Source organism: Hydrogenophaga sp. NH-16 (assembly GCF_004006415.1).
Lineage (GTDB): Bacteria > Pseudomonadota > Gammaproteobacteria > Burkholderiales > Burkholderiaceae_C > Hydrogenophaga > Hydrogenophaga pseudoflava.
Genome location: NZ_CP029344.1, coordinates 2,509,090 through 2,533,089, shown reverse-complemented (window position 1 = coordinate 2,533,089; position 24,000 = coordinate 2,509,090). Strand labels below are relative to the sequence as shown.

21 protein-coding genes are annotated in these 24,000 nt (G+C 68.9%); 11 read left to right on the top strand and 10 right to left on the bottom strand.

Going from position 1 to position 24,000, the window contains the following annotated elements; all coding sequences use genetic code 11:
• Positions 1–75: 75 nt before the first annotated feature.
• Complete coding sequence (locus DD542_RS12310) at positions 76–2,490, top strand: ATP-binding protein (RefSeq protein WP_127805873.1); 2,415 nt, start codon at positions 76–78, stop codon at positions 2,488–2,490.
• Here DD542_RS12310 and DD542_RS12305 read toward each other — a convergent pair.
• The 5 genes from DD542_RS12305 to DD542_RS12285 form a co-directional block, all read right to left on the bottom strand.
• Positions 2,480–3,205 (bottom strand): glutamine amidotransferase, encoded by a 726-nt coding sequence (locus tag DD542_RS12305; RefSeq protein ID WP_127805872.1) that lies wholly within the window; start codon positions 3,203–3,205, stop codon positions 2,480–2,482. The genes DD542_RS12310 and DD542_RS12305 overlap by 11 nt on opposite strands.
• A 51-nt stretch (positions 3,206–3,256) precedes the next feature.
• The gene (locus tag DD542_RS12300) at positions 3,257–3,598 is read right to left on the bottom strand and encodes a hypothetical protein (RefSeq protein WP_127805871.1); all 342 of its coding nucleotides are present in this window, start codon (positions 3,596–3,598) and stop codon (positions 3,257–3,259) included.
• Between the two features lie 171 nt (positions 3,599–3,769).
• A complete protein-coding gene (gene recQ, locus DD542_RS12295; protein WP_127805870.1) occupies positions 3,770–5,665 on the bottom strand; it encodes a DNA helicase RecQ in 1,896 nt (631 codons plus the stop codon).
• Positions 5,662–6,081 carry a rhodanese-like domain-containing protein gene (locus DD542_RS12290; protein ID WP_066152339.1) on the bottom strand — a complete coding sequence of 140 codons (420 nt, stop codon included), beginning with the start codon at positions 6,079–6,081 and terminating at the stop codon, positions 5,662–5,664. Before DD542_RS12290 ends, recQ begins: the two co-directional genes overlap by 4 nt.
• 54 nt (positions 6,082–6,135) lie before the next feature.
• A complete protein-coding gene (locus DD542_RS12285; protein ID WP_127805869.1) occupies positions 6,136–6,720 on the bottom strand; it encodes a hypothetical protein in 585 nt (194 codons plus the stop codon).
• 98 nt (positions 6,721–6,818) lie between these two features.
• Here DD542_RS12285 and DD542_RS12280 point away from each other — a divergent pair, with 98 nt between their 5' ends.
• From DD542_RS12280 to DD542_RS12265, 4 genes are all read left to right on the top strand, one after another.
• Positions 6,819–7,865 (top strand): homocysteine S-methyltransferase family protein, encoded by a 1,047-nt coding sequence (locus DD542_RS12280; protein ID WP_127805868.1) that lies wholly within the window; start codon positions 6,819–6,821, stop codon positions 7,863–7,865.
• A 52-nt stretch (positions 7,866–7,917) separates the two neighbouring features.
• Positions 7,918–8,550 (top strand): hypothetical protein, encoded by a 633-nt coding sequence (locus DD542_RS12275; RefSeq protein ID WP_127805867.1) that lies wholly within the window; start codon positions 7,918–7,920, stop codon positions 8,548–8,550.
• Between the two features lie 301 nt (positions 8,551–8,851).
• A complete protein-coding gene (locus DD542_RS12270; protein WP_127805866.1) occupies positions 8,852–9,802 on the top strand; it encodes a TerC family protein in 951 nt (316 codons plus the stop codon).
• 131 nt (positions 9,803–9,933) lie between these two features.
• Positions 9,934–11,493 carry a methyl-accepting chemotaxis protein gene (locus tag DD542_RS12265; protein ID WP_127805865.1) on the top strand — a complete coding sequence of 520 codons (1,560 nt, stop codon included), beginning with the start codon at positions 9,934–9,936 and terminating at the stop codon, positions 11,491–11,493.
• 20 nt (positions 11,494–11,513) lie between these two features.
• On the opposite strand, the gene DD542_RS12260 is transcribed toward DD542_RS12265, so the two are convergent.
• The 3 genes from DD542_RS12260 to DD542_RS12250 are packed head-to-tail and all read right to left on the bottom strand — an operon-like array spanning position 11,514 to position 13,931.
• Entirely contained in the window at positions 11,514–12,134 is a 621-nt protein-coding gene (locus DD542_RS12260; RefSeq protein WP_066152348.1) for a cyclic nucleotide-binding domain-containing protein, read from the bottom strand.
• A 56-nt stretch (positions 12,135–12,190) separates the two neighbouring features.
• Positions 12,191–13,057 carry a pirin family protein gene (locus DD542_RS12255; RefSeq protein ID WP_066152350.1) on the bottom strand — a complete coding sequence of 289 codons (867 nt, stop codon included), beginning with the start codon at positions 13,055–13,057 and terminating at the stop codon, positions 12,191–12,193.
• 1 nt (position 13,058) lies between these two features.
• The gene (locus DD542_RS12250) at positions 13,059–13,931 is read right to left on the bottom strand and encodes a pirin family protein (RefSeq protein WP_127805864.1); all 873 of its coding nucleotides are present in this window, start codon (positions 13,929–13,931) and stop codon (positions 13,059–13,061) included.
• Between the two features lie 75 nt (positions 13,932–14,006).
• Here DD542_RS12250 and DD542_RS12245 point away from each other — a divergent pair, with 75 nt between their 5' ends.
• A complete protein-coding gene (locus tag DD542_RS12245; protein WP_127805863.1) occupies positions 14,007–15,047 on the top strand; it encodes an RNA methyltransferase in 1,041 nt (346 codons plus the stop codon).
• Positions 15,048–15,056: 9 nt separating this feature from the next.
• Here the strand turns inward: DD542_RS12245 and DD542_RS12240 are convergent, their stop codons facing one another.
• On the bottom strand, positions 15,057–15,992 hold the full coding sequence (locus tag DD542_RS12240) for an MBL fold metallo-hydrolase (RefSeq protein WP_127805862.1): 936 nt from the start codon (positions 15,990–15,992) through the stop codon (positions 15,057–15,059).
• 229 nt (positions 15,993–16,221) lie between these two features.
• On the opposite strand from DD542_RS12240, the gene metH reads away from it, so the two are divergent.
• Together metH and DD542_RS12230 are read left to right on the top strand one after the other, a co-directional pair.
• Positions 16,222–18,972: a methionine synthase gene (metH, locus tag DD542_RS12235; protein ID WP_127805861.1), complete on the top strand. Its 2,751-nt coding sequence runs from the start codon at positions 16,222–16,224 to the stop codon at positions 18,970–18,972.
• A 112-nt stretch (positions 18,973–19,084) separates the two neighbouring features.
• On the top strand, positions 19,085–19,942 hold the full coding sequence (locus DD542_RS12230; protein ID WP_127805860.1) for a zinc ribbon domain-containing protein: 858 nt from the start codon (positions 19,085–19,087) through the stop codon (positions 19,940–19,942).
• 4 nt (positions 19,943–19,946) lie between these two features.
• Here DD542_RS12230 and DD542_RS12225 read toward each other — a convergent pair whose 3' ends face one another.
• Positions 19,947–21,500 carry a YifB family Mg chelatase-like AAA ATPase gene (locus tag DD542_RS12225; RefSeq protein ID WP_127805859.1) on the bottom strand — a complete coding sequence of 518 codons (1,554 nt, stop codon included), beginning with the start codon at positions 21,498–21,500 and terminating at the stop codon, positions 19,947–19,949.
• Positions 21,501–21,777: 277 nt separating this feature from the next.
• Between DD542_RS12225 and DD542_RS12220 the strand changes: the two genes are divergently transcribed.
• The 3 genes from DD542_RS12220 (at position 21,778) to DD542_RS12210 (ending at position 23,979) form a co-directional block, all read left to right on the top strand.
• On the top strand, positions 21,778–22,116 hold the full coding sequence (locus DD542_RS12220) for a P-II family nitrogen regulator (protein ID WP_066152377.1): 339 nt from the start codon (positions 21,778–21,780) through the stop codon (positions 22,114–22,116).
• A gap of 31 nt (positions 22,117–22,147) precedes the next feature.
• Positions 22,148–23,608 carry an ammonium transporter gene (gene amt / locus DD542_RS12215; protein WP_127805858.1) on the top strand — a complete coding sequence of 487 codons (1,461 nt, stop codon included), beginning with the start codon at positions 22,148–22,150 and terminating at the stop codon, positions 23,606–23,608.
• A gap of 143 nt (positions 23,609–23,751) precedes the next feature.
• Complete coding sequence (locus tag DD542_RS12210; protein WP_127805857.1) at positions 23,752–23,979, top strand: hypothetical protein; 228 nt, start codon at positions 23,752–23,754, stop codon at positions 23,977–23,979.
• Positions 23,980–24,000 lie beyond the last annotated feature (21 nt).

The window sequence follows — 24,000 nt, the reverse complement described above, 5'->3', positions numbered from 1 at the left end:
ATCAAGCTGGGTTATGGTCCGCTCCAATTCGCATTGCGGACTGCGTGCCCCGTTGTCAAGACTGGAGGTGTCCTCATGAGCAAACGCCTGTTGCAGCGCGCCACGCCGGCGACGCCGCGTCCGGCCGAAGCGCGCCCGAGCCCCGAGCCCCGGCACAGCCCGGCCTTGGAAGCGCGCGTGTTCGTGCCGTCCGGGCTGCGCCAGGCGCCGGTGCTGGACCTGATGTGCTCGCACTTCGTGCTCACGCTCGCCGCCCGCCAGGGTCAGCGCTTCAATGTGCGCCGCGATCTCAACACCCTGCTGGCGCTGGCCGGCCGCCACCTGGTGTGGCCCATGACCGTGCTGGCGCGCCTGCGCGAGTTCCTGGCCCGCCGCTGCAAGGACAACGAACTCTGGACCGGCAACGAACAGCTCTCTACGGCGGCGTTCATGGAGCGCTACGGCGTGTGGCGTGGCCCCTATGAAGAAGGCACGCTGTTCTTCTATCTCGACGAGTACGCCAAGGAATCACCCAAGGACCTGCTGTCGGTGCTGGCCGTGACGGGCGATTGGCTCAACCAGGCGCTCAAGAAGCAGAGCACCCTGGTGGAAAAGAACATCGACGCGCTGGCCAACCTGCTGCAGCTCAACCGCGCCGAGCGCGCGCTGCTGCTCTATGGCACGCTGGCGCGCTACCAGCGCGACCTGCGCTCCATCCTGGTCGAGTTCAAGGTCAACAACGCGCCCGAGGCCTACGCGGCCATCGCCGACGTGGCCGGCGTCAAGGCCAGCGAGGTGGGTGAGGCGCTGCGCGCCGGCTCGCGGCTCGAACGCATCGGCATGGTGGAGAACCTGATCTCCGAGCACAACATCACCGACCTGGCCGACCTGATGAAGGTCAGCGAAAAGCTGCCGCCGGTGCTGATGCGCGAGTACCGCAGCGAGAGCGAGCTGATGGCGGTGTTCACGCGCCCCGCCGCGCGCTCGGCGCTGACGTCCAAGGACTTCGAGTACGTGGCCGATGACGTGCGCCTGCTCAGCGGCCTGCTGCGCGAAGCGGTGGCGCGCAAGGAGCCGGGCGTGAACATCCTGCTCTACGGCCCGCCCGGCACCGGCAAGACCGAACTGGCGCGGGTGGTGGCGCAGGCCGCCGGATTGGAGCTGTTCGAGGTGGAATACGCCGACCGCGACGGCAACGCGCTCAGCGGCCGCGACCGCTACCGCTCGCTGCAGATCGCGCAGGTGTTCCTCAAGGGCACGGCCCACTCGGCGCTGCTGTTTGACGAGGTGGAGGACGTGTTCCCGCCCATCAGCAGCGAGGCGGCGCAGTTCATGGCGCGCGCCGAGCAGGTGTCGGCGCCGCACAGCAACAGCGTCAGCGGCAAGGCCTGGGTGAACCAGATTCTCGAATCCAATGCGGTGCCGACGGTCTGGGTCACCAACCGCATCGAGCAGATCGACCCGGCCTTCCGCCGCCGCTTTGCCTACCACCTCGAACTCAAGAGCCCGCCACCCGGCGCGCGCGAGCAGCTGGTGCGCAAGACGCTGGAAGGTGAGCCGGTGTCCGACGGTCTCGTGGCGCGGCTGACCGCGCGCAAGGGGCTGACGCCGGCGCAGATCCGCACCGCGGTGCGCTTTGCGCATCTGGCGGCCGCGCCCGCGAAGACGCCCGGGCGCCGCAAGAAGGTGGCGGCCGACACCGGCCCCACGCTGGACGAGCTGATCGAGCGGCAGCTGCGCAACGCCGATCTGGCGCTGGGCCGTCGGCCGGACGCCGGCCAGCGTCCGGAAGTGACGCAGTACAGCCTGGACATGCTGAACGTCGAGTCGCGCTACGAGATCGCCCGCATCGTGGCGGCGCTCAAGGCGCGTGGCCATGGCTGCCTGTGTTTCCACGGCGCGCCCGGCACCGGCAAGACGGCGCTGGCCGAGCACATCGCCCGGCAGCTCGAACGCCCGCTGATGATCCGCCGCGCCAGCGACCTGGTGAGCAAGTTCGTGGGCGAGACCGAGCAGCAGATGGCGGCGATGTTCCGCGAGGCCGAGGCCGAGAAGGCGGTGCTGCTGCTGGACGAGGCCGACAGCTTCCTGCAGGACCGGCGCGGCGCGCAGCGCACCTACGAGGTGACCGAGGTCAACGAGATGCTGCAGGGCATGGAGCGCTTCAACGGCATCTTCGTCTGCACCACCAACCTGATGGACGCGATCGACCAGGCGGCGCTGCGGCGCTTCACCTTCAAGATCCGGTTCAAGCCGCTGCGCCGGGAGCAGCGCGAGCGCATGTTCGTGGTCGAGGCGCTGGGCGGTGACGAGGCCGGCCTGACCGAGTCAATCCGTTCACGGTTGGCGAAGCTGGAGCAACTCTGCCCGGGCGACTTCGCCGCGGTCAAGCGCCAGGTGGAGATCCTGGCCGAGACCCTGCCGCCGGAGGAGTTCCTGGCGCAGCTCGAAGCCGAGCACCGCATCAAGCCCGAGGTCCGCGAAGCGCGGACCATCGGATTCACGCACTGAGCGCCAGCCGCGCAAACCGGGGCAGCACCGACGCCGCTTCGGGTGTCGGCCTGAGCGCGTCGGCGATCTGCGCCGCATCCAGCCCCTCTTGGGCCAGCGTCGGGCCCAGGCCTTCCAGGTAGGCGCGCAGCGCCTCGTCGGAAAACTCCGGGTGGAACTGCACGCCCCAGGCGCGTTCGCCGACGCGGAAGGCGTGGTGCGCCTCGTGCGCGCTGCCGGCGAGCAGCACCGCGTCTGCGGGCAGGCGGCGCACCGACTGCCAGTGCACCGCCTGGGCGGGAAAGTGCTCGGGCAGGTCGCCCAGCAGCGGGTCTGCTTCGGAGGCGGCGTGGCGCGCCACCGTCACCGTGCCGATCTCGACGCCATCGGGGTGGTGGGCCACCTCGCCGCCCAGCGCGTGGGCCAGCAGCTGGTGACCGTAGCAGATGCCCAGCAGCGGGGTGCCGGCCTCGACGGCGGCCTGCAGCCAGGGCACCAGCGCCTCGCTCCAGGGCTCGCGCTCGCTGACCATGTGGTGCGAGCCGGTGAGCACCACGCCCGAGAACCGCTGCGGCGCTTCCGGCAACCCGTCAACCTGTGCGTCGTGGGTCGCCAGCACGGTCGCACCGCCAGCGCGCAGCCCGGCGGCGATCCAGTCGTCGAAATCGCCCAGGCGGTCGCGAATGTGGGCGTGGGTGGAGCCGGTCTTGAGGATGAGGAGGGGCGCGTGGGACATGCGCCCGATTCTAGGAAGCCCCCGATGGCCCTGCCTTGTCTGGGGCGCCGGTCAGTGCAACAGGGCCATGGGACCCGACGGCAGTTCCTCGGGCGTGTGGTCCGGGTGGTGGTTCACGAAGAACATCAGCTTCTGGTCCAGCCGGGACACGCGCTGGTGGGCCACACCCTCGCAGTGGTGCTTGGAGATCAGGTTGAACAGCTTGCCGCGCAGGAACCACAGGTCCTGCGGGTTGCGGCAGGCCAGCAGCGCGACGTGCAGCCGCGTGCGCAGAGGGTCCTGGATGTCAGAGACGGCGTCCTCGAACTCGCTCACCAGGAAGTCCATTTCCAGGACCTGGGTGTCGTGGAAGCTGGGTTCTTTCCGTCCGAACCAGGGCAGCTTGAAAAACATGAACGGTCTCCGCTGAAGTCGTGGTGCCGGCACTTCACCGGCTTCCCACGTTTTTTCGGCGCAGGGGGCGGGGTCTTGAGAAAAATGGGCCGGAAAACACCCCCATTTCCGACGGGCGGTCGGGTGGTCAGACGATGGTTGACAGCCGTATCGGCGCAAGGCCGGCAGGCTTTAATCGAAAGCACTCACCACGCGCAGCACCTCGGCGCCGTAGGCCTCGCGCTTTTTCTGGCCGATGCCGGAAATGCCGTCCAGATCGGCCATGGAGCGCGGTTTCTCGGCGGCGATCGCGCGCAGGGTCGCGTCGTGAAAGATCACGAAGGCCGGCAGGTTGTGTTCGCGCGCCACCTCGGCGCGCCAGGCCTTGAGCGCGTCCAGACACTCGCGTTCGGACAGCGACAGCGGCTGGCCGTCGGGCGCCACCGCGTCGCGGGCGGACTTGCGGCTGCTGCGCCGGCTGCCTTTGGATTCGGTGACCTCGCGCAACCAGACCTGGGCTTCGCCCTTGAGGATGGGGCGGGCGCCATCGGTCAGGTGCAGGGTGTTGTACGGGGCGTCGTCCACCCGCACCGCTTCGCGCGCGATCAGCTGGCGCAGCAGGGCGCGCCACTGGCTCTCGCTGAGGTCGGCGCCGATGCCGAAGGTGCTGAGCTTGTCGTGCCCGTATTGCGCGACCTTGTCGGTGGCCTTGCCGCGCAGGATGTCCATCAGGTGGCCGGCGCCGAAGGCCGTGCCGCTGGCCTGCTGCACGCGGTAGATGCAGGACAGCAGCTTTCGCGCCGCCTCGGTGGCGTCGTGCAGGGCCGGGGGCGAGATGCAGTTGTCGCAGTTGCCGCAGGGCTGGCTGGCTTCGCCGAAGTACGACAGCAGCCGCACCCGCCGGCAGTCGCTGGCTTCGGCCAGCGCCAGCAGAGCGTCCAGCTTGCCGCGCAGCACCTGCTTGAACTCGTCGCCCGCCGGGCTCTCGTCGATCATGCGGCGCTGGTTCACCACGTCCTGCAGGCCATAAACCATCCAGGCGTCGGCCGCCTCGCCGTCGCGACCGGCGCGGCCGGTTTCCTGGTAGTAGCCCTCGATGTTCTTGGGCATGTCCAGGTGGGCCACGAAGCGCACGTCCGGCTTGTCGATGCCCATGCCGAAGGCGATGGTGGCGACCATGATCAGGCCCTCTTCGCGCAGGAAACGGTCCTGGTGCTTCTGGCGCACCGCCGAGTCGAGGCCCGCGTGGTAGGGCAGGGCGTTCAGCCCGTGGTCCACCAGCAGCGCCGCCACTTCTTCCACCCGCTTGCGCGACTGGCAGTAGACGATGCCGGCGTCGTGGCCCTGGCTGTTCATGTGTTCGTCGCGTATGAAGCGCAGCAGCTGCTGCGTGCCGTCCTTCTTCTCGACGATGGTGTAGCGGATGTTGGGGCGGTCGAAGCTGCTGACGAAGCGCCGCGCGTCCTGCAGCTGCAGGTGCGTCACGATGTCCTCGCGCGTCAGGTCGTCGGCCGTGGCCGTGAGCGCGATGCGCGGCACGCCGGCGTAGCGCTCGTGCAGCACTGCCAGCTCGCGGTACTCGGGCCGGAAGTCGTGGCCCCACTGGCTCACGCAGTGCGCCTCGTCGATGGCGAACAGGCTGAGCAGCCCGCGCTCGTGCAGCGAGTCGAGCAGCGCCAGGAAGCGCGGCGTGGTCAGGCGCTCGGGCGCGGCGTAGAGCATGGTGATCTCGCCCTTGAGCAGGCGGCGTTCGATCTGCTGCGCCTCGTCCTGCGTCAGGCTGGAGTTCAAAAACGCGGCGTCCACGCCCGCTTCGAGCAGCGCGCCCACCTGGTCGTGCATCAGCGCGATCAGCGGCGAGACCACGATGGACACGCCGTGGCCGGCGCGCTGGCGCACGATGGCCGGGATCTGGTAACACAGGCTCTTGCCGCCGCCCGTGGGCATGAGCACCAGGGCGTCGCCGCCGTCGCTGACGTGGGTGACGATGCCCGCCTGCGGGCCGCGGAAGGCCTCGTAGCCGAAGACCGCCTGCAGCACCTCGGCGCAGGCTTCCAGCGTCTCGCCTTCAGAGGAGATGTCGATCACATCTGTTCCCAGGGCAGACCGTCGAAGCGCCAGCCGTTGAGCGTGCTGCGCTTGAACCGGTCGTCCAGATCGCCTTCGAAGCCATGCACCACGTGCGCCACCTCGGCGAAGCCTGCAGCCTCCAGCGCGGCGGCGGCGTCCTGCGTGCGTTTGCCGCTGCGGCAGATCAGCAGCACTGGGCGGTCCTTGTCACCCGCCTCGGCCTCCACCGCGGCGGCGAAGGCCTGCGGATCGGCGGTCAGGTCCGGGTACTCGTACCAGGCGATGTGCACCACGCCGGGCGGCCGACCGACGTAGAGCGACTCGATTTCCATGCGCACGTCGACGAACAGCGGGGGCTCCAGGCCCTGGGCGGCGCGCTGCGCGGTCTGGTCTTGCAGCCAGGTCCAGGCTTCGGTCGGGAGCAGGTGTTTCATGGGGGCGTATTGTCGTTGAGGCCGGAGCGCCCCTGCGCCTGCCCGGCGGGCGGGTCAGCGCGCCGCCCGGGGCGTCAGCGTGATCGTGAACAGCTGGTTCTGGAACTCGGGGCGGAACACCTGGCGGTCCGGCTCCCCGAGCGAGCGGGTGATGATCGCCCCCGGCATGCGCGGGTAGGTGCCGCGCCAGTAGTACAGGACCACCGGCTTTTCCCGGGCCAGTTGCCCCGCCGTCAGGCGGGCCTCGAAGACCTCGTCGCCCTCGGCGGCGGTGGCCGCAAAACGGGCCGAGGTCGACACCAGCCGCCAGCGGCACCGGTCCTGTCCCGTGCCCACCGCCGGGTGGCCAGGGACGGTGGTTTCGTAGTGGTGCCCGCCCTGGTGGGTGAGCGGCAGCGCCACGCTCAGCTCGCCGCCACCGGATGGCGCACCCGCCGGGCAATCCTCGGCGCGGTAATCCGCGTGCCAGCTCACCTGGCCGAACGGGCCGGGCGCGCGCTCGATCACCGCCGACACTGTGTGGCTGCGCTCGGCGCCCCACGGGCCGCTCCCGTCGCAGCCCGCCAGCAGGGCGCAGAGCCCCCATACGAACACCCGGCGGCCCGGGTGATGGGCGGGTGGAGCCACACGCAGTTGCACGACACACCTCCTGGAAGCGGCGCAGTATAAAAAACAGGGCCGGCGCCGAAGTCCCTGACCACGGCTGGCCGGGGGGCGTTTCCTACAATCGCGGGATCATGAAAACGCCCGTCTACACCCGCGCCCAGGCGCTGCCCCAGATCCTGTCCCAACGCATCGCCATCCTTGACGGCGCCATGGGCACCATGATCCAGCGCTTCAAGCTGGGCGAGGCGCAGTACCGCGGCGAGCGCTTCAAGGACTTCCACAAGGACGTCAAGGGCAACAACGAACTGCTGAGCCTGACCCGCCCCGACGTGATCCGCGACATCCACGAGGGTTACCTGGCGGCAGGCGCCGACCTGATCGAGACCAACACCTTCGGCGCCACGACGATTGCGCAGGAGGACTACGACATGGCCCACCTGGCGCGCGAGATGAACCTGGCCTCGGCCCGCATCGCCCGCGAGGCCTGCGACAAGTACAGCACGCCCGACAAGCCGCGCTTCGTGGCCGGCGCCCTGGGCCCGACGCCCAAGACCGCCAGCATCAGCCCCGACGTGAACGACGCCGGCGCCCGCAACATCACCTTCGAGCAGCTGCGCGCGGCGTATTACGAGCAGGTGGAAGCGCTGGTCGAGGGCGGCGCCGACGTGCTGCTGGTGGAAACCATCTTCGACACGCTCAACGCCAAGGCCGCGCTGTTCGCCATCGACGAGTACTTCGAGAAGAGCGGCGAGAGCCTGCCGGTCATCATCAGCGGCACCGTGACGGACGCCTCCGGCCGCATCCTCAGCGGCCAGACCGTCACCGCCTTCTGGGCCAGCGTGCGCCACATCCAGCCGCTGGCCGTGGGCCTGAACTGCGCGCTCGGCGCCACGCTGATGCGCCCCTACATCCAGGAACTGGCCAAGGTGGCGGGCGACACCTTCATCAGCTGTTACCCCAACGCCGGCCTGCCCAACCCCATGAGCGACACCGGCTTCGACGAGACGCCGGACGTCACCAGCCGCCTGCTGCGCGAGTTCGCGGCCGAGGGCCTGGTGAACATCGTGGGCGGCTGCTGCGGCACCACGCCGCAGCACATCGGCGCGATCCACGACGCGGTGGCCACGCAGGCGCCCCGGGCGGTGGGGCGGGCGATGTTCTACAAGGAAGCGGCCTGAGTAAGGGAGCTTGGGTGCTTGGTCAGGTTTAGATCCTGAGTGATGACCTGATATGACTCAGAAAAAAACTGAGGCGGCCTTTCCACTGCTTGTGAAGATCTACTTTGGATTCTTGATTGGCCTGGTCTTGGCTTGTGTTGCCTATTCCATCGCCACCAGAACTCTAGAAGACTACCTGCTCTACACGGGAGTGCTTACCGGTGTGTGGATGCTCTTTTTCGTCCACTTCTCCTTGAGCTTGGCCTCACAACAGAGCTCAAAGCTGCCTGAACCAAACTTCCGGCATTTCATTCGGGTCATTTCGTCGGCGGTTCCGTCTGCAATAGCTACCTATGGCATTGGTGTTGTGGCCCGAGATGCCTACCCATGGCTTCTTACTGAGCTGAGCGGGCAAGGGCCAGTCGTCGTCGGCCTGGCCGCACTGCTATTTGGACTTCTTCTATTTGCAGTCCGCCAGTGGTCGCGAATTCTGTACGGAGTCTCCGAGGTCATTGTGGGCGTCGTCGTGGCTGTTTATCGACACGCGCCTGGCTCGTCCATCTGGAATCCAGACGCGTTTCTTCTGTTGTTGACAGCGGGCATATATCTTGTTGTCCGTGGACTTGACAACATTCAGCAGGGTAGAAGTCGCAACCCTCCTGATCCGATTGCACGGCTATGGGGAGGACTCTTCAAGCGGGATTGAGCGTAGACAGTAAAGTTCGATGACTGCCAAAGAGTTCTCCATCTTCCATTTTTTTCTGAATGACCTTCGCCTTGTGAGGGCGGTGCGCCGCCCCCACAATCGCGGCTCCCGTCAAGGGGAGTAACCAGCCCGCCACCGGACGCTCCGTCCGGCTTCGGCGGGAGGGGCATCCGTCAGTACGCGGCCTTCAGTGAAAGGCCGCCGGATGCCCCGGGCCAGGCGCCATGCCCGGTCCCGGCCAGACCTTGGAGGGTGTTCTTCATCCGATCAACACCGTCCTCAAGAAAAGGTCTTGTCCATCATGGAAACCATTGCACCCCTGTGGCTCTGGGGCGTCTTCGTCGCCTTCGTGCTCGCGGCCCTGTTCGTCGACTTTGTCGTGCTCAAGAAGCAGGGCGCCCACGCCGTGGGCGTGAAGGAAGCGCTGAACTGGTCGCTCGCCTGGGTGGCGGTGAGCTTCGTCTTCAACGGCCTGCTGTGGTGGGCCATCAAGGACACCACCGGTTCGACCGCGATGGCCAACGAAAAATCGCTGGAGTTCCTGACCGGCTACCTCATCGAGAAGAGCCTGGCGGTGGACAACATCTTCGTGTTCCTGCTGATCTTCACCTACTTCGCGGTGCCGCCGGCCTTCCAGAAGCGGGTGCTGATGATCGGCATCCTGGGCGCCATCGTGCTGCGCACCATCATGATCCTGGTGGGGGCCTGGCTGCTGGAGCAGTTCCACTGGATCCTCTATGTGTTCGGCGCTTTCCTGATCCTCACCGGCATCAAGATGTGGTGGGCCGCCGGCAAGGAAGAAAGCCTGGACGACAACCCGGCGCTCAAGCTGCTGCGCCGCGTGATGCCCGTGAGCAAGCGGTTCGACGGCGAGAAGTTCTTCACCGTCGAAAACGGCAAGAAGATCGCCACGCCACTGCTGATGGTGATCGCCATGGTGGGCCTGACCGACGTGATCTTCGCGGTGGATTCGATCCCGGCCATCTTTGCCATCACCAAGGACCCGTTCATCGTGCTGACCAGCAACGTGTTCGCCATCCTGGGTCTGCGCGCCATGTTCTTCCTGCTGCAGGCCGCGGCCAGCCGCTTCCACCTGCTCAACTACGGGCTGGCCGTGATCCTGGTCTTCATCGGCACCAAGATGATGCTGATCGACATCTTCAAGATCCCGGTGGCGGTGTCGCTGGGCGTGGTGCTGGGCATCCTGGCCATCACCATGGTCTGGAGCGCCAAGACCGCCCCGAATACTTGATGCCTACTGTCACGGTCTCCGTGACACCCTGAATGCGGAATCCTGGGGCAAAAAGGATTCAATTTTCCGTCTTTTCAACCGATGCCAGTGTGTCCGGGACCGACACACTGGCCCCATTGAAGGAGACGTGAATGCAACACTGGCTTCGGCGTTGGTCCATCGTGACCAAGCTGCGTTTCATGGCCCTGATGGGCATCGGTGGACTGGTGCTGCTGGCCACCTGGCTGGGGGCCGAGGAATACCGGCGGGCCCAGCAGGCCCGGGCCGAGGCCACGCGACACACGGTGGAGCTGGCCCACGGCGTGCTGGCCTGGGCCCATGGCCTGGAACGCGCCGGCCAGGTGGACAAGGCCGGTGCGCAGACACTGGCCCGGCAGGCGCTGGCCAGCCTGCGCTACGGCGAGGGTGGGTACTTCTGGATCAACGACATGCAGCCGCGCATCGTCATGCACCCTGAGCAGCCGGCGCTGGAGGGGCAGGACGCCAGCGGCATCCGCGACCCGGACGGGCAGGCGCTGTTCGTCCGCTTCGTCGAAACCGTGCGGCGTGAGCGGCAGGGGTTCGTGCGCTACCAATGGCCACGGCCGGGCAGCGTGGACCCGGTGCCCAAGCTGTCCTTCGTCAAGGGCTTCGAGCCCTGGGGCTGGGTGGTGGGCTCGGGTGTGTACGTGGACGATCTGCGCGACGAACTGGTGGCGTACGTCCAGCGCCTGGCGGTGGTGATCGGCCTGGCGCTGGCGATGACCATCGTGCTCACGCGCAGCATCTGCCGCTCCATCGTCGACGGCCTGAACCAGGCCATCCGGCTGGCGCAGGCCATCGCACGCGGGGACATCGCGCAGGAGGTGGCGCCGCCCGCCGGGCGCGACGAGGTGGGGCTGCTGATGCGGGCCCTGGCCGACATGACGCAGAACCTGCGGCGCATGGTCGGGCAGGTGCGCGACTCGGCCCACCGCATGGACGAAGCGGCCGGCGAGATTGCCGCCGGCAACCGGGCGCTGTCGGCACGGACCGAACAGGCGGCCTCGGCCCTGAAGCAGACCGCGGTGGCCATGTCGGACATCCACGGCACCGTGGCGCGGAATGCGCTGGCGGCGGAGCAGGCCGGATCGATCTCCCAGGCGGCCTCGGTGTCTGCCCGCGACGGGCAGGCAGCGGTGTCCGACGTGGTGGGCACCATGGGCCAGATCACCGCGTCCTCGCGGCGCATCGCCGACATCACCGGCGTGATCGACGGCATCGCCTTCCAGACCAACATCCTGGCGCTCAACGCCGCCGTGGAGGCGGCCCGCGCGGGCGAACACGGCCGCGGTTTCGCGGTGGTGGCGTCGGAGGTGCGGTCGCTGGCCACCCGGTCGGCCGGGGCGGCGCGGGAGGTCCGGGACCTGATCGGCGAATCGGTGCAGCGGGTGGCATCCGGCGGCGCGCTGGTGGACAGCGCCGGCCAGACCATGCAGCAGATGGTCGAGTCGGTGCAGCGGGTGAACGCGCTGGTCGGCACCATGCGCCAGGCCAACCAGGCACAGGCGACGGGCGTGGGCGAGGTGAACCTCGCGGTCGCGAACCTCGATCAGATGACCCAGCAGAACGCGGCGCTGGTGGAGCAGTCGGCCGTGGCCGCCGCCAGCCTGCGCGACCAGGCCGCGCATCTGCTGGAAGCGGTCCAGGTGTTCAAGCTGCGCAGAACGTGAACGGCGCGCCGCGCAGTGCCTCAGCGGCGCTGGTCGGGCGTGGGCATCAGCCGGTCGATCTCCGCCTGCATGGTCTGCACCAGTTGGCTGTAGACCTGCAGCTTGTGGCCGCTGTCGCGCAGGCGCTCGGCCAGGCGCTGGGCCACGGCGGTCATGAGTTTGGCGGCGGTGGCGGGCTGCTCGGCGGTCAGCGCCTCCAGGGCATCGCGCGTGAGCACGGCGCAGGCCACATCGGTGCTGGCGGTGCAGGAGGCCGAGCGGGCGCCGCCGTCGACCAGGGCCATCTCGCCGATCAGGCTGCCCGGGCCCAGCACGGTCACGGTGACCGGGTTGACGCGGCGCGCGATCAGCGTCTCCACCGTGATCTCGCCTTCGAGCACCAGCACCATGTAGCCGGTGTCGGTGGCCTCGCCCTGGCGGATGATGGTCGTGCCGCGCTTGAAGCGCCTGGGCCGCATGAAGCCGACCACGGTCAGCGCCTCGGCCTCGCTGAGCTGCATCAGCGCCGTGGGCGCGCGCAGCAGGTGGGCGGCCTCGTGCGCGGCGGAAGAACCGTTCACGGCGGCCTGGCGGTCGGCGGGCAGGCGCGACTCGGGGTACTCCCGGGCGCGCGCGCCGAACAGTCGGTCAAAAAGGGACATGCCGGCATTGTGCCGTGGCGGCCTGGTGCACGGTGTGACCGAATGCGCGCGGCTTTTCAGGGCAGCGGGATCCACTCGTCATGGTCGTCGGGCGGCAGCGCGAAGCGGCCTTCCCGCCAGTCGGCCTTGGCCTGCTCGATGCGTTCCCTGCGCGAGGACACGAAGTTCCAGAACATGTGGCGCTCACCCAGCGGCTGGCCGCCGAAGACCATCAGCGTGGCGCCGTCGGGGCCGGCCGTCACCGAATCACCCTCGCCGGTGAACACCAGCAGCTGGCCGGGTTCCGCGGTCGTGTCGCCGTGGGTGACGGCGCCCCGCGCCACATACACCGCCTGCTCGGCGTGGCCACCGGTCAGGGCCAGCGTGGCGCCGGGCTGCAGGCGCGCGTGCAGCGCGAACAGCGGGGAATGTGTGCGCACCGGTGTCGTCTGGCCGTAGGCGCTGCCGGCGAACAGGCGCCACCACACGCCGCCGGTCTCGTGCTCGGGCATCAGGGCCTGCGGGTAGTGGTCGAAGGCCGGTTCGCACTCTTCGTCGGCCTCGGGCAGCGCGACCCAGAACTGCATCAGCTCCAGCCCGCCGCCCGCGAAGGACTCGGGGTGGGTGAAGCGCTCGGAATGGCTGATGCCGCGGCCCGCGGTCATCCAGTTCACGTCGCCGGGTTTGATGTCCTGCCGGATGCCCAGGCTGTCGCGGTGGGTGATCATGCCGCTGAGCAGGTAGCTCACGGTCGACAGGCCGATGTGCGGGTGCGGCCGCACGTCGGCGGCGCGCACATGCTCGGGCGCCAGCGTGACCGGGCCGGCGTGGTCCATGAACACGAAGGGGCCGACGTGGCGGCGTTTGGCGTAGGGCAGCACGCGCCGCACGGTCAGGCCATGCCCCAGGTCGCCGGGGCGGGCGGTGATCAGCATCTCCAACATGTCAAAGCCTCCCCATGCGACCGGACTGGAAATCGACGAACGCCTGCTGGATCTCCTGCGGCGTGTTCATCACGAAGGGGCCGTAGCCCACGACGGGCTCGTCGATCGGCTCGCCGCACAGCCACAGCAGGGTGGTGTCGGCCAGCGCGGTCAGCTGCACGCCGGTGCCGTCGCGTTCGTAGACGATCATTTCGGCGTCGCCGGCCTCCTGGCCATCGGCGGTTTTCACGCGGCCCTGGTAGACCAGCGGCACCGTGGTGTGGCCCTCGGGCGCGGGCAGGGTGACGGTGTGGCCGGCTTTCAGCTGCACGTCCCACACCTGCATGGGCGTGAAGGTCTTCGCCGGGCCGCTGGCGCCGTCGAAGCCGCCCGCAATCGGCCGCACCGTGCCGGCGATGGCGCCGTGCACGTCGGTCAGCGGCAGCGTCGGGATCTGCGCCGCCGTGATGCCCTGGTAGCCGGGCGGGGCCATCTTGTCGCGCGCCGGCAGGTTCACCCACAGCTGCACCATGCGGAAGGGGCCGCCCGTGCGCGCATAGGCCTCGCTGTGGAACTCCTCGTGCACGATGCCCGAGGCGGCGGTCATCCACTGCACCTCGCCGGGGCCGATGGTGCCGCCGCCGCCGGTGGAATCGCGGTGCGTGACCTCGCCGTCGTAGACGATGGTCACGGTCTCGAAGCCGCGGTGCGGGTGCGCGCCGACGCCGCGCCGCTTCGTGGTCGGTTCGAACTCGACCGGGCCGCCATAGTCGAGCATGAGGAAGGGCGAGAACGCGGCGGGGTCGTCGTTGTACGAGAACAGGGTGCGCACGGGAAAACCGTCGCCGACCCAGTGGCCTTGCGTGTTGCGCTGGATGAATGACACGGACTTCATCGTGGGGAGTCTCCTGGTGAAAGCGCATTCTGTGCCGGTACTGCGTTCAGGGCGACCCTCAGGGACAATCCCGGGATGCGTATCTCTGACTTGCGCGAGCGCCTCACTGTGCTCGGCGCCCTGCCCAAACACCAGCACCGCGTGCTCCGCCTGTGGAGCAACGCCCTGCCGCAGACGGCCGGCAAGCGGCAGATCGAACACTTCCTGCCGGCCACGTTGCGCGCCGCGCTGCCGGCGCTGGAAGCCGAACTCGCGGGCCTGGCGACGCTCGAATCCGCCCACCCCGGCGACGACGGCTCCGAGCGCCTGCTGGTGAAGCTGGGCGACGGCCAGCTGGTGGAAAGCGTGCTGCTGCTGCCCGACCGCACGCCCGGCCTGTGCGTCTCCACCCAGGTCGGCTGCGCGGTAGGCTGCCGCTTCTGCATGACCGGCACGACAGGGCTGATCCGCCAGCTCGGCAGCGCCGAGATCGTGGCCCAGGTGGCGTTGGCGCGCACGCGCCGGCCGGTGAAGAAGGTGGTGTTCATGGGCATGGGCGAGCCCGCGCACAACCTGGACAACGTGATGGAGGCCATCGAGCTGCTGGGCACGGCCGGCAACATCGGCCACAAGAACCTGGTGTTTTCCACCGTGGGCGACCCGCGCGTGTTCGACGAACTGCCGCGCGGCGCGGTCAAGCCGGCGCTGGCCCTGTCGCTGCACACCACCCGGGCGGATCTGCGGCGCGAGCTGCTGCCACGCGCGCCGCTGCTCACGCCCGAAGAGCTGGTGGAGGCGGGCGAGGCCTACGCCCGCGCCACCGGCTACCCGATCCAGTACCAGTGGACGCTGCTGGACGGCATCAACGACGGCGACGACGAGATCGAGGGCCTCGTGCGCCTGCTGAGCGGCAAGTACGCCATCCTCAACCTCATCCCGTACAACACCACCGAAGGCATGCCCTACCAGCGCCCCAGCTGGGAGAAGGCGGCCGACATGGCGCGCCGCCTGCACCGCCGCCACATCCTGACCAAGCTGCGCATGTCCGCCGGGCAGGACGTGGACGGAGGGTGCGGGCAGCTGCGGGCGCGGGCGGAGAAGCCGGCGCGCCGGGTCATTCCGGTGGTCGCCGCCTGAGGCGGCGCCTCACTCCCGCTCCAGCTCCAGATACGTGCGGCTCGCGTTGCCCGGGTGCAGCTCGGCCGCATTGAGCAGGTCCATCCACGGCTTCGCGTCGAAGGCCTTGATGGCGGCGCCGATGTCCTCGCCGTTCTCCACCGCCCGCTTCATGTGCGTGCGCAGCGCCTGCAGGTAGTCGCGGGTCTGGGCCTGTGCTTTGGGCAGATCGCTCACCTCGCCATGGCCGGGCACGATGCGCGCAGGTTTGATCGCTTCCAGCGCCGCAAGGCTGGCCAGCCAGCGGCCGGTGTGGCTGACCGGGATCACGCCGAGCATGCGGTCCACGTAGACGATGTCGCCGCTGAAGACCACGCGCTGCTGCGGCAGCCAGACCATCAGGTCGCCGGGCGTGTGCGCGCCGCCGCGGTGCTTCACTTCAATGGTCGTGCCGCCCAGGTTCAGGGTCTCGTCGCTGCCCGTGAGCCAGCGCGTGGGCAGGGTGGGCACGGTGCCGTCCAGCTTCTCTTTCAGCACCGGCCTGAGGGCGGCGAGGTGGTCGCCGCCGCGGGCCAGCAGGTCCGCCTTGCCGCTGGCGTGGGCGATGACCTCGGCTCCCTGGGCGATGAAGTGGCCGTTGCCCAGCCAGCGGTGGTCCTGTCCGCCGGTGTTGATGACCCATTTCACCGGCTGGTCCGTCACCTTTTTCACCGCCGCGTGGATCTTCTGCGCGCCCTGGACGCTCGCGCCGCTGTCGATCAGCAGCGCGCCAGCCGGCGTCACCACCAGGCCGATGTTGGCGTTCAGGCCCTCGTTGTCGTAGGTGCGGCCGACCTTCTCGCCGATGAAGGCGTAGACGCCGGGCGCGACGGGCTGGAAGCGCACCTCGATGGCGTGGGCCAGGGGTGAGGTGACGGCCCAGGCGAGCAGGCCGGCGAGCATGGACAGCAGGGAAGAAGGGCGCATGAGCGGTCTCAAAACATCAGAAATCAATTATGTTGTGATGCGTGAATGTCCCGGTGCGCGGGTTTTCCCGGCATGCCCGGCTAAAATTCCCGCCTCTCAAGGAGCGCTGCAGCGCCGTCCCGTCCGCGGGCCGCGTCAGGCTTGAGTCACCGGGCGTCGACGACGCCCCCGCCGGTCCCGGCGGCCACAACGGCGCTCACCAGTCCCCGAATGTCACCTGGTGAGCCCCATGTCCGTTGCTTCCGTCGCCTCTGCTTCCGCTTCCGCCGTGTCGTCCGTCCCCCCCATGCTGCTGTCCGGCCTGGAGCCGCTGCGCATCGGCGAGGGCAGCCTGTTCGTCAACGTCGGCGAGCGCACCAACGTCACCGGCTCCAAGGCCTTCGCCCGCATGATCCTCGAAGGTCGCTACGAGGACGCGCTGGCCGTGGCCCGCCAGCAGGTGGAGAACGGCGCGCAGATCGTGGACGTGAACATGGACGAGGCCATGCTGGACAGCCAGGCCGCCATGGTGCGTTTCCTGAACCTGATCGCCGGCGAGCCCGACATCGCGCGCGTGCCGATCATGATCGACTCGTCCAAGTGGAGCGTGATCGAGGCCGGCCTGCAGTGCATCCAGGGCAAGGGCGTCGTCAACTCGATTTCCATGAAGGAGGGCGTCGAGGAGTTCAAGCGCCAGGCCGGACTGGTCAAGCGCTACGGCGCCGCCGCGGTGGTGATGGCCTTTGACGAAAAAGGCCAGGCCGACACCTACGAGCGCAAGATCGAGATCTGCGAACGCGCCTACCGCGTGCTGGTGGACGAGGTCGGTTTCCCGCCCGAGGACATCATCTTCGACCCCAACATCTTCGCCATCGCCACCGGCATCGAAGAACACAACAACTACGCGGTCGACTTCATCGAGGCCACGCGCTGGATCAAGGCGAACCTGCCGGGTGCCAAGGTCAGCGGCGGCGTGTCCAACGTGTCGTTCAGCTTCCGCGGCAACGACCCGGTGCGCGAGGCCATCCACACCGTGTTCCTGTACCACGCCATCAAGGCCGGCATGGACATGGGCATCGTCAACGCCGGCATGGTGGGCGTGTACGACGAGATCGAACCCACGCTGCGCGAGCGGGTGGAAGACGTGGTGCTGAACCGCCGGCCCGACGCCGGCGAACGCCTGGTGGAAGTGGCCGAGAGCGCCAAGGGCGCGGCCAAGGACGACTCGAAGAAGAACGAGTGGCGCGGCCTGCCGATCCGCGAACGCCTGACGCACGCGCTGGTGCGCGGCATCAACGAGCACATCACCGAAGACACCGAAGAGATGTGGCAGGCCATCAAGGCCGACGGCGGCCGCCCGCTGCACGTGATCGAAGGCCCGCTGATGGATGGCATGAACGTGGTCGGCGACCTGTTCGGTGCCGGCAAGATGTTCCTGCCCCAGGTGGTGAAGTCGGCCCGCGTGATGAAGCAGGCCGTGGCCCACCTGCTGCCCTACATCGAGGAAGAGAAGCGCCAGCTCGAAGCGGCCGGCGGCGACGTGAAGTCCAAGGGCAAGATCGTGATCGCCACCGTCAAGGGCGACGTGCACGACATTGGCAAGAACATCGTCACCGTCGTGCTCCAGTGCAACAACTTCGAGGTGGTGAACATGGGCGTGATGGTCCCGTGCCACGAGATCCTGGCCAAGGCCAAGGAAGAGGGGGCGGACATCGTGGGCCTGTCGGGCCTGATCACGCCCAGCCTGGAAGAGATGCAGTACGTGGCCGGCGAGATGCAGAAGGACGCGCACTTCCGCGAGCAAGGCATTCCGCTGCTGATCGGCGGCGCCACCACCAGCCGCGTGCACACGGCCGTGAAGATCGCGCCGCACTACGACGGCCCCGTCGTCTACGTGCCCGACGCCTCGCGCAGCGTGAGCGTGGCGCAGAGCCTGATCGGCGACGGCCGTCAGCAGACCATTGCCGAGCTCAACGCCGACTACGAGCGCGTGCGCCAGCAACACGCCAACAAGAAGCAGGTGCCGCTGTGGCCGCTGGCGCAGGCGCGCGCCAACGCCACGCCCGTCGATTTTGTGAAGCACGCACCGGTGGCGCCCAAGTTCATCGGCCGCCGTGTGTTCAAGAACTTCGATCTGGCAGAACTGGAGCGCTTCATCGACTGGGGCCCGTTCTTCCAGACCTGGGACCTGGCCGGCCCGTACCCGGCCATCTTGCAGGACGAGGTGGTGGGTGAGCAGGCGCGCAAGGTGTTCGCCGACGCGCAGGCCATGCTCAAGAAGATCATCGAAGGCCGCTGGCTGACCGCCAACGCGGTGATCGGCCTCTACCCGGCCAACCGCGTGAACGACGACGACATCGCGCTCTACGCCGACGAGGGCCGCCAGCAGCCGGTGCTGACGTGGCACGGCCTGCGCCAGCAGACGGAGAAGGAAACTGTCGATGGCGTGACGCGCCCGAGCCGCTGCCTGGCCGACTTCGTGGCGCCCAAGGGCACGCCCGACTACGTGGGCCTGTTCGCGGTGACGGCCGGCGTGGGCGTGGAGAAGAAGGAGCAGCAGTTCCTGGCCGCGCACGACGACTACAACGCCATCCTGTTCAAGTCCCTGGCCGACCGCCTGGCAGAGGCGCTGGCCGAGTGCATGCACGCCCGCGTGCGCACCGACCTCTGGGGCTATGCGGCGGGTGAAGCCCTGAGCAACGAAGACCTGATCAAGGAAAAGTACCAGGGCATCCGCCCGGCGCCGGGTTACCCGGCCTGCCCGGACCACAGCGTCAAGCGCCAGATGTTCGAGCTGCTGCAGGCCGATGAGATCGGCATGGCGCTCACCGAAAGCCTGGCCATGAGCCCGGCCGCCAGCGTCAGCGGTTTCTACCTGGCGCACCCCGAGAGCACCTATTTCAACGTCGGCCGCATCGGCGAGGACCAGGTGGCCGACCTGGCCGCGCGCAGCGGCGTGGCGGTCAGCGAGCTCAAGCGCTGGCTCGGCACCAACCTCTGACCCGGCAACGCCCGTTCGCCACGGCCGCCCGACAGCCCGTCGGTGCGCCGGGCAGCAGGGCCGGGGCTTGTGCTACAACGCCAAGCCCTTCCAGTTCCACCCTCTGATTGTCATGGCCATCGTGTGTCCTTCCTGCGGCAAGGAAAACCGGGACCAGGCCCGTTTCTGCCGGGGTTGCGCCCGCCCGCTGGACCGGCCGGGCGGGGATGCGGGCTCGGACGCAGTGGCCCGCGAGCGCGCCAGCCGCGCGCTGCGCCGCGCCCGCCGGCGCAAGCGCTCGGGCCAGCGCACCGAACAACAGCCCGCCTGGTGGCGCTGGGCGGGCGCCATGACCGCGGGCGTGCTGGTGCTGGCCATCGGCTGGTGGCTCGGTGCCCACCAGTCCACGCCGGCGCCGGTGCAGGCCGCGCCCCTGGCGGGAGCGCCCGTGGCCTCACCGTCAGCCACGCCAACAGCCGGTACCGCGGCACCGGCCACCGCCCCGCAGACCGCCACGGAACCGGTGGGCGCGGACGCCGCATCGCCGAACACCCCCGAAGCCGCCGCCGCGGTCGACCGGCTGCGCCATTCGGTCGAGCTGCTGGAGCAACAGGACCGGGAGCGTGCGGCCGCCCAGGAACAGCAACGCCAGAAGCTGGCACTGGAACAAAAACGACTGGAAGACGCGCGGCGACGGGCTGGCGCAACGCCTGCGGTGGCCAGCACCCATTCGGGTGCGTCCGAGCCCGCGCCCGTGGCGGCGCCCGCACCCGCCGAGTCCGCGCCGGTGGCGGCTGCTGCAGCGCCACCACCCCCCGCCACGCGATCGGTCGCGGGCGTCGACCAGGCGTGCGCAGGCAGCGACAACGTGTTCGCGCGCGACTTCTGCCGCATCCGCGAATGCGGCAAGGCGGTGTTTGCCAACGACCCCGTCTGCGTGCGCTTCCGCCAGATGGACGAGGCGCGGCGCCGTGAGGCCGAGTACCGCTGATCGTTCAGCCCGCGGCGCGCAGCGCCCTCCGGTACTGCACCGCCTCGGCGATGTGCGCCACCTCCACGGACTCGCTGCCCGCCAGGTCGGCGATGGTGCGCGCCACGCGCAGGGCGCGGTGGGTGCTGCGCGCGCTCCAGCCCAGGCGGGCCGCCGCCGTGTGCAGGAACTTGAGCGCGGTGGGTTCGGCCATCGCATGCCGGTCCAGCGCCTGGCCCGACAGCGCCTGGTTGCTCTGGCCCTGGCGCGCCTGCGCCCGCTGCCGGGCGGTGGCCACGCGTTCGCGCACGGTGGCGCTGGGTTCGCCGGCCGGGCTGTGCAGCAGGTCGTGCGGGGGCAGGGCGGGCACCTCGATGTGCAGGTCGATGCGGTCCAGCAGCGGGCCGGAGAGGCGCCCCTGGTAACGCGCGACCTGGTCCGGCGTGTCGCGGCAGGGCTGGCTCGGGTGGCCCAGAAAGCCGCAGGGGCAGGGGTTCATGGCGGCCACCAGCTGGAAACGCGCCGGGAACTCGCTCTGCATCGCCGCGCGCGAGATGCGGATGTGGCCGCTTTCCAGCGGCTCGCGCAGGGCTTCGAGGGCGGCGCGCGGGAATTCGGGCAGTTCGTCGAGGAACAGCACGCCGTGGTGGGCCAGCGAGATCTCGCCGGGCCGGGGCGGTGAGCCGCCGCCCACCAGGGCCACGGCGCTGGCGCTGTGGTGCGGTGCGCAGGTGGGTCGCAGGCCCCAGGCCTCCAGCCGGAAGCGCCCGGCCAGCGAGGCGACCGCGGCCGACTCCAGCGCCTCGGTGGTGTCCATGGGCGGCAGCAGGCCGGCAAAACGCTGCGCCAGCATGCTCTTGCCCGAGCCGGGTGGGCCGACCATCAGCAGCGAGTGGCCGCCCGCCGCGGCGATCTCCAGCGCCCGGCGCGCGCCCGCCTGGCCCTTGACGTCGGCCAGGTCGGCGTAGGTATCGCTGGCCGATACCGGCGTGGGCGACAGACGCGCCCAGCCCGTGTCGTCGGGCGGTGCATCGCCGGTGCCCGCGGCCCCTTCGGGCAGGAACTGCGCCACCACGTCCAGCAGGTGGCGGGCCCGGCACACCTGGGCCTGCGGCACCAGCGCCGCCTCTTCGGCGCTGCCGGGCGGCAGCACCAGCCGTGTGGTCGCGCCCGCGGAACCGTCCCGGTGCAGCGCCAGGCTCATGGCCAGCGCGCCGCGCACCGGGCGCAGCTCGCCGCCCAGCGAAAGCTCGCCCGCGAACTCCCAGCCGGCCAGCTTCGCGCCGTCGATCTGGCCCGCCGCGGCCAGGATGCCCAGCGCGATCGGCAAGTCGAAGCGACCCGAGTCCTTGGGCAGATCGGCCGGCGCCAGGTTCACTGTGATGCGCTTGTTGCTGGGGAATTCAAGCCCGGCGTTGGCAATCGCCGAGCGCACGCGTTCGCGCGCTTCTTTCACTTCCGTGTCGACCAGACCCACCAGCGTGAAGCTGGGCAGACCGTTGGCCAGGTGCACCTCCACCTGCACCGGCCGCGCCTCCAGCCCGATCAGCGCGCGGCTGTGCACCAATGACAAACCCATCCGGTCCTCCATCCCTGTTTCGGTGCATGACCGGCTGGACACCGGCATGCACGTGTTTGGTGCGGCTCTATGGCCGCGGCGCGGGGATCATGTCATGCCCACGGGGTGGGTCGCAGCCCCCGTCGGGAGGACGTTTTCCCTCGGGGCGGCCGCCTCGGGAGCGGGGTGGGTGAGCAGCTGGCACGGTCCCTGCTTCTGGCTGTAAGCGATTGCATCAACCCGTGGTGTCACCCGGCCCCGCCCCGACACCGTCCCACCCTAGAAGAGGTAACACAGCATGAAAATGGTTTCCGCCATCATCAAGCCGTTCAAGCTGGACGAAGTGCGCGAAGCGCTCTCCGGCATGGGCGTGCAGGGCATCACCGTGACCGAAGTCAAGGGCTTTGGCCGCCAGAAGGGGCACACCGAGCTCTACCGCGGCGCCGAGTACGTCGTCGACTTCCTGCCCAAGGTCAAGATCGAAGCCGCCGTCGACGACGCCCTGGTCGACCGCGTGATCGAAGCCATCGAAGGCGCCGCCCGCACCGGCAAGATCGGCGACGGCAAGATCTTCGTCTCCCCCCTCGAACAGGTGGTTCGCATCCGCACCGGCGAGACCGGCAAGGAAGCCCTCTGATCCCCGCACCCGTATCAGAAAGAGCACCCAAATGAAAAAACTGATCGCTTCCCTGCTCCTGGGGGCAGGCCTTATGTTCGGCGGGTTCTCCGCCATGGCCCAGGACGCCGCCAAGCCGGCCGATGCACCGGCCGCCACCGCACCCGCCGCCGATGCCGCGGCTGCTCCCGCAGCGGCCCCTGCTGCCGACGCTGCAGCACCCGCTGCCGCCGAGGCCGCACCGGCTGCGGCAGAAGCTGCGCCCGCCGAAGCCGTGAAGGAAACGGTGGACAAGGGCGACGTGACCTGGATGATGATCTCCACCATCCTCGTGCTGCTGATGGTCGTGCCCGGCCTGGCCCTGTTCTACGGCGGCCTGGTGCGCAGCAAGAACATGCTGTCCGTGCTGATGCAGGTCATGGTCGTGTTCTCGCTGATCGCCGTGCTGTGGGCCGTCTACGGCTACAGCGTCGCCTTCGGCGGCGAGGGCCTGATCTACGGCAACTTCGACAAGCTGTTCCTCAAGGGTGTCACCGCCGATTCGCTGGCGGCCACCTTCACGGCCGGCGTGATGATCCCCGAGTTCATCTTCATCGCCTTCCAGTGCACCTTCGCGGGCATCACCTGCGCGCTGATCGTCGGCTCCTTCGCCGAGCGCATCAAGTTCGGTTCCGTGCTGCTGTTCTGCGCCATCTGGTTCACCTTCAGCTACCTGCCGATCGCCCACATGGTCTGGGGCGCGGGCGGCTACCTGTTCGACAAGGGCGCGCTGGACTTCGCCGGCGGCACCGTGGTGCACATCAATGCCGCCATGGCCGGCCTGGTGGGTGCCTATGTCCTGGGCAAGCGCATCGGCTACGGCAAGGAAGCCATGGCCCCGCACAGCCTGACCCTGACCATGGTCGGCGCCTCGCTGCTGTGGGTGGGCTGGTTCGGTTTCAACGCCGGCTCCAACCTGGAAGCCAACGGTGGCACCACCCTGGCCTTCATCAACACCCTGATGGCCACCGCCGCCGCCGTGCTGGCCTGGTGCGTGGGTGAAGCGCTGACCAAGGGCAAGGCCTCGATGCTGGGCGCCGCCTCCGGTGCCGTCTCCGGCCTGGTGGCCATCACCCCGGCCTGCGGCACCGTTGGTGTCATGGGCGCCATCATCATCGGCCTGGTTGCCGGCTTCCTGTGCCTGTGGGGCGTGACCGGCCTGAAGAAGATGCTCGGTGCCGACGACTCGCTGGACGTGTTCGGCGTGCACGGCGTCGGCGGCATCGTCGGTGCCCTGCTGACCGGCGTGTTCTCCGCCGGCTCGCTGGGCGGCGTCAAGGGCGACGACTTCTCCATCGCCAGCCAGCTGCTGATCCAGGCCGAAGGCGTGGTCATCACCATCGTGTGGTCCTCCATCGTCGCCTTCATCGCCTACAAGATCGTCGACCTGACCATGGGCCTGCGCGTGACCGAAGAGCAGGAACGCGAAGGTCTGGACATCAGCTCGCACGGCGAAACCGCCTACAACCGCTGATCCGACCCCTGATTGCCTCCTTTGGATGTTCGACCCGCGCGCCGCAAGGCCGCGGGTCTTTTTTTTCGCCTGGTGAATGCATCACAGACAGGGCCTGGAGCAGGCGCGAGCATGCGCGCTGTCACACACTTCAGGAGGAACCCATGTCCGCACAACCGATGTCGCTGTTTGCCGTGCTCGCACTGACTCTGGGCGTCGCGCTCCAGGCGGCAGCAGCCAGCCCGCCCGCCAAGACCGGGCGCCGTCCGCCGGCCCGTGTCAGCTTCATCGAGGCGCCGTCCAGCGAAACACCGGCGGCGCGCGAGAAGCGCCTGAAACGGGAATGTCGCGGCCGGCCCAACGCCGGCGCCTGCCTGGGGCACACGCGCTGACGCAGGGGCCAGTGCCGCTGC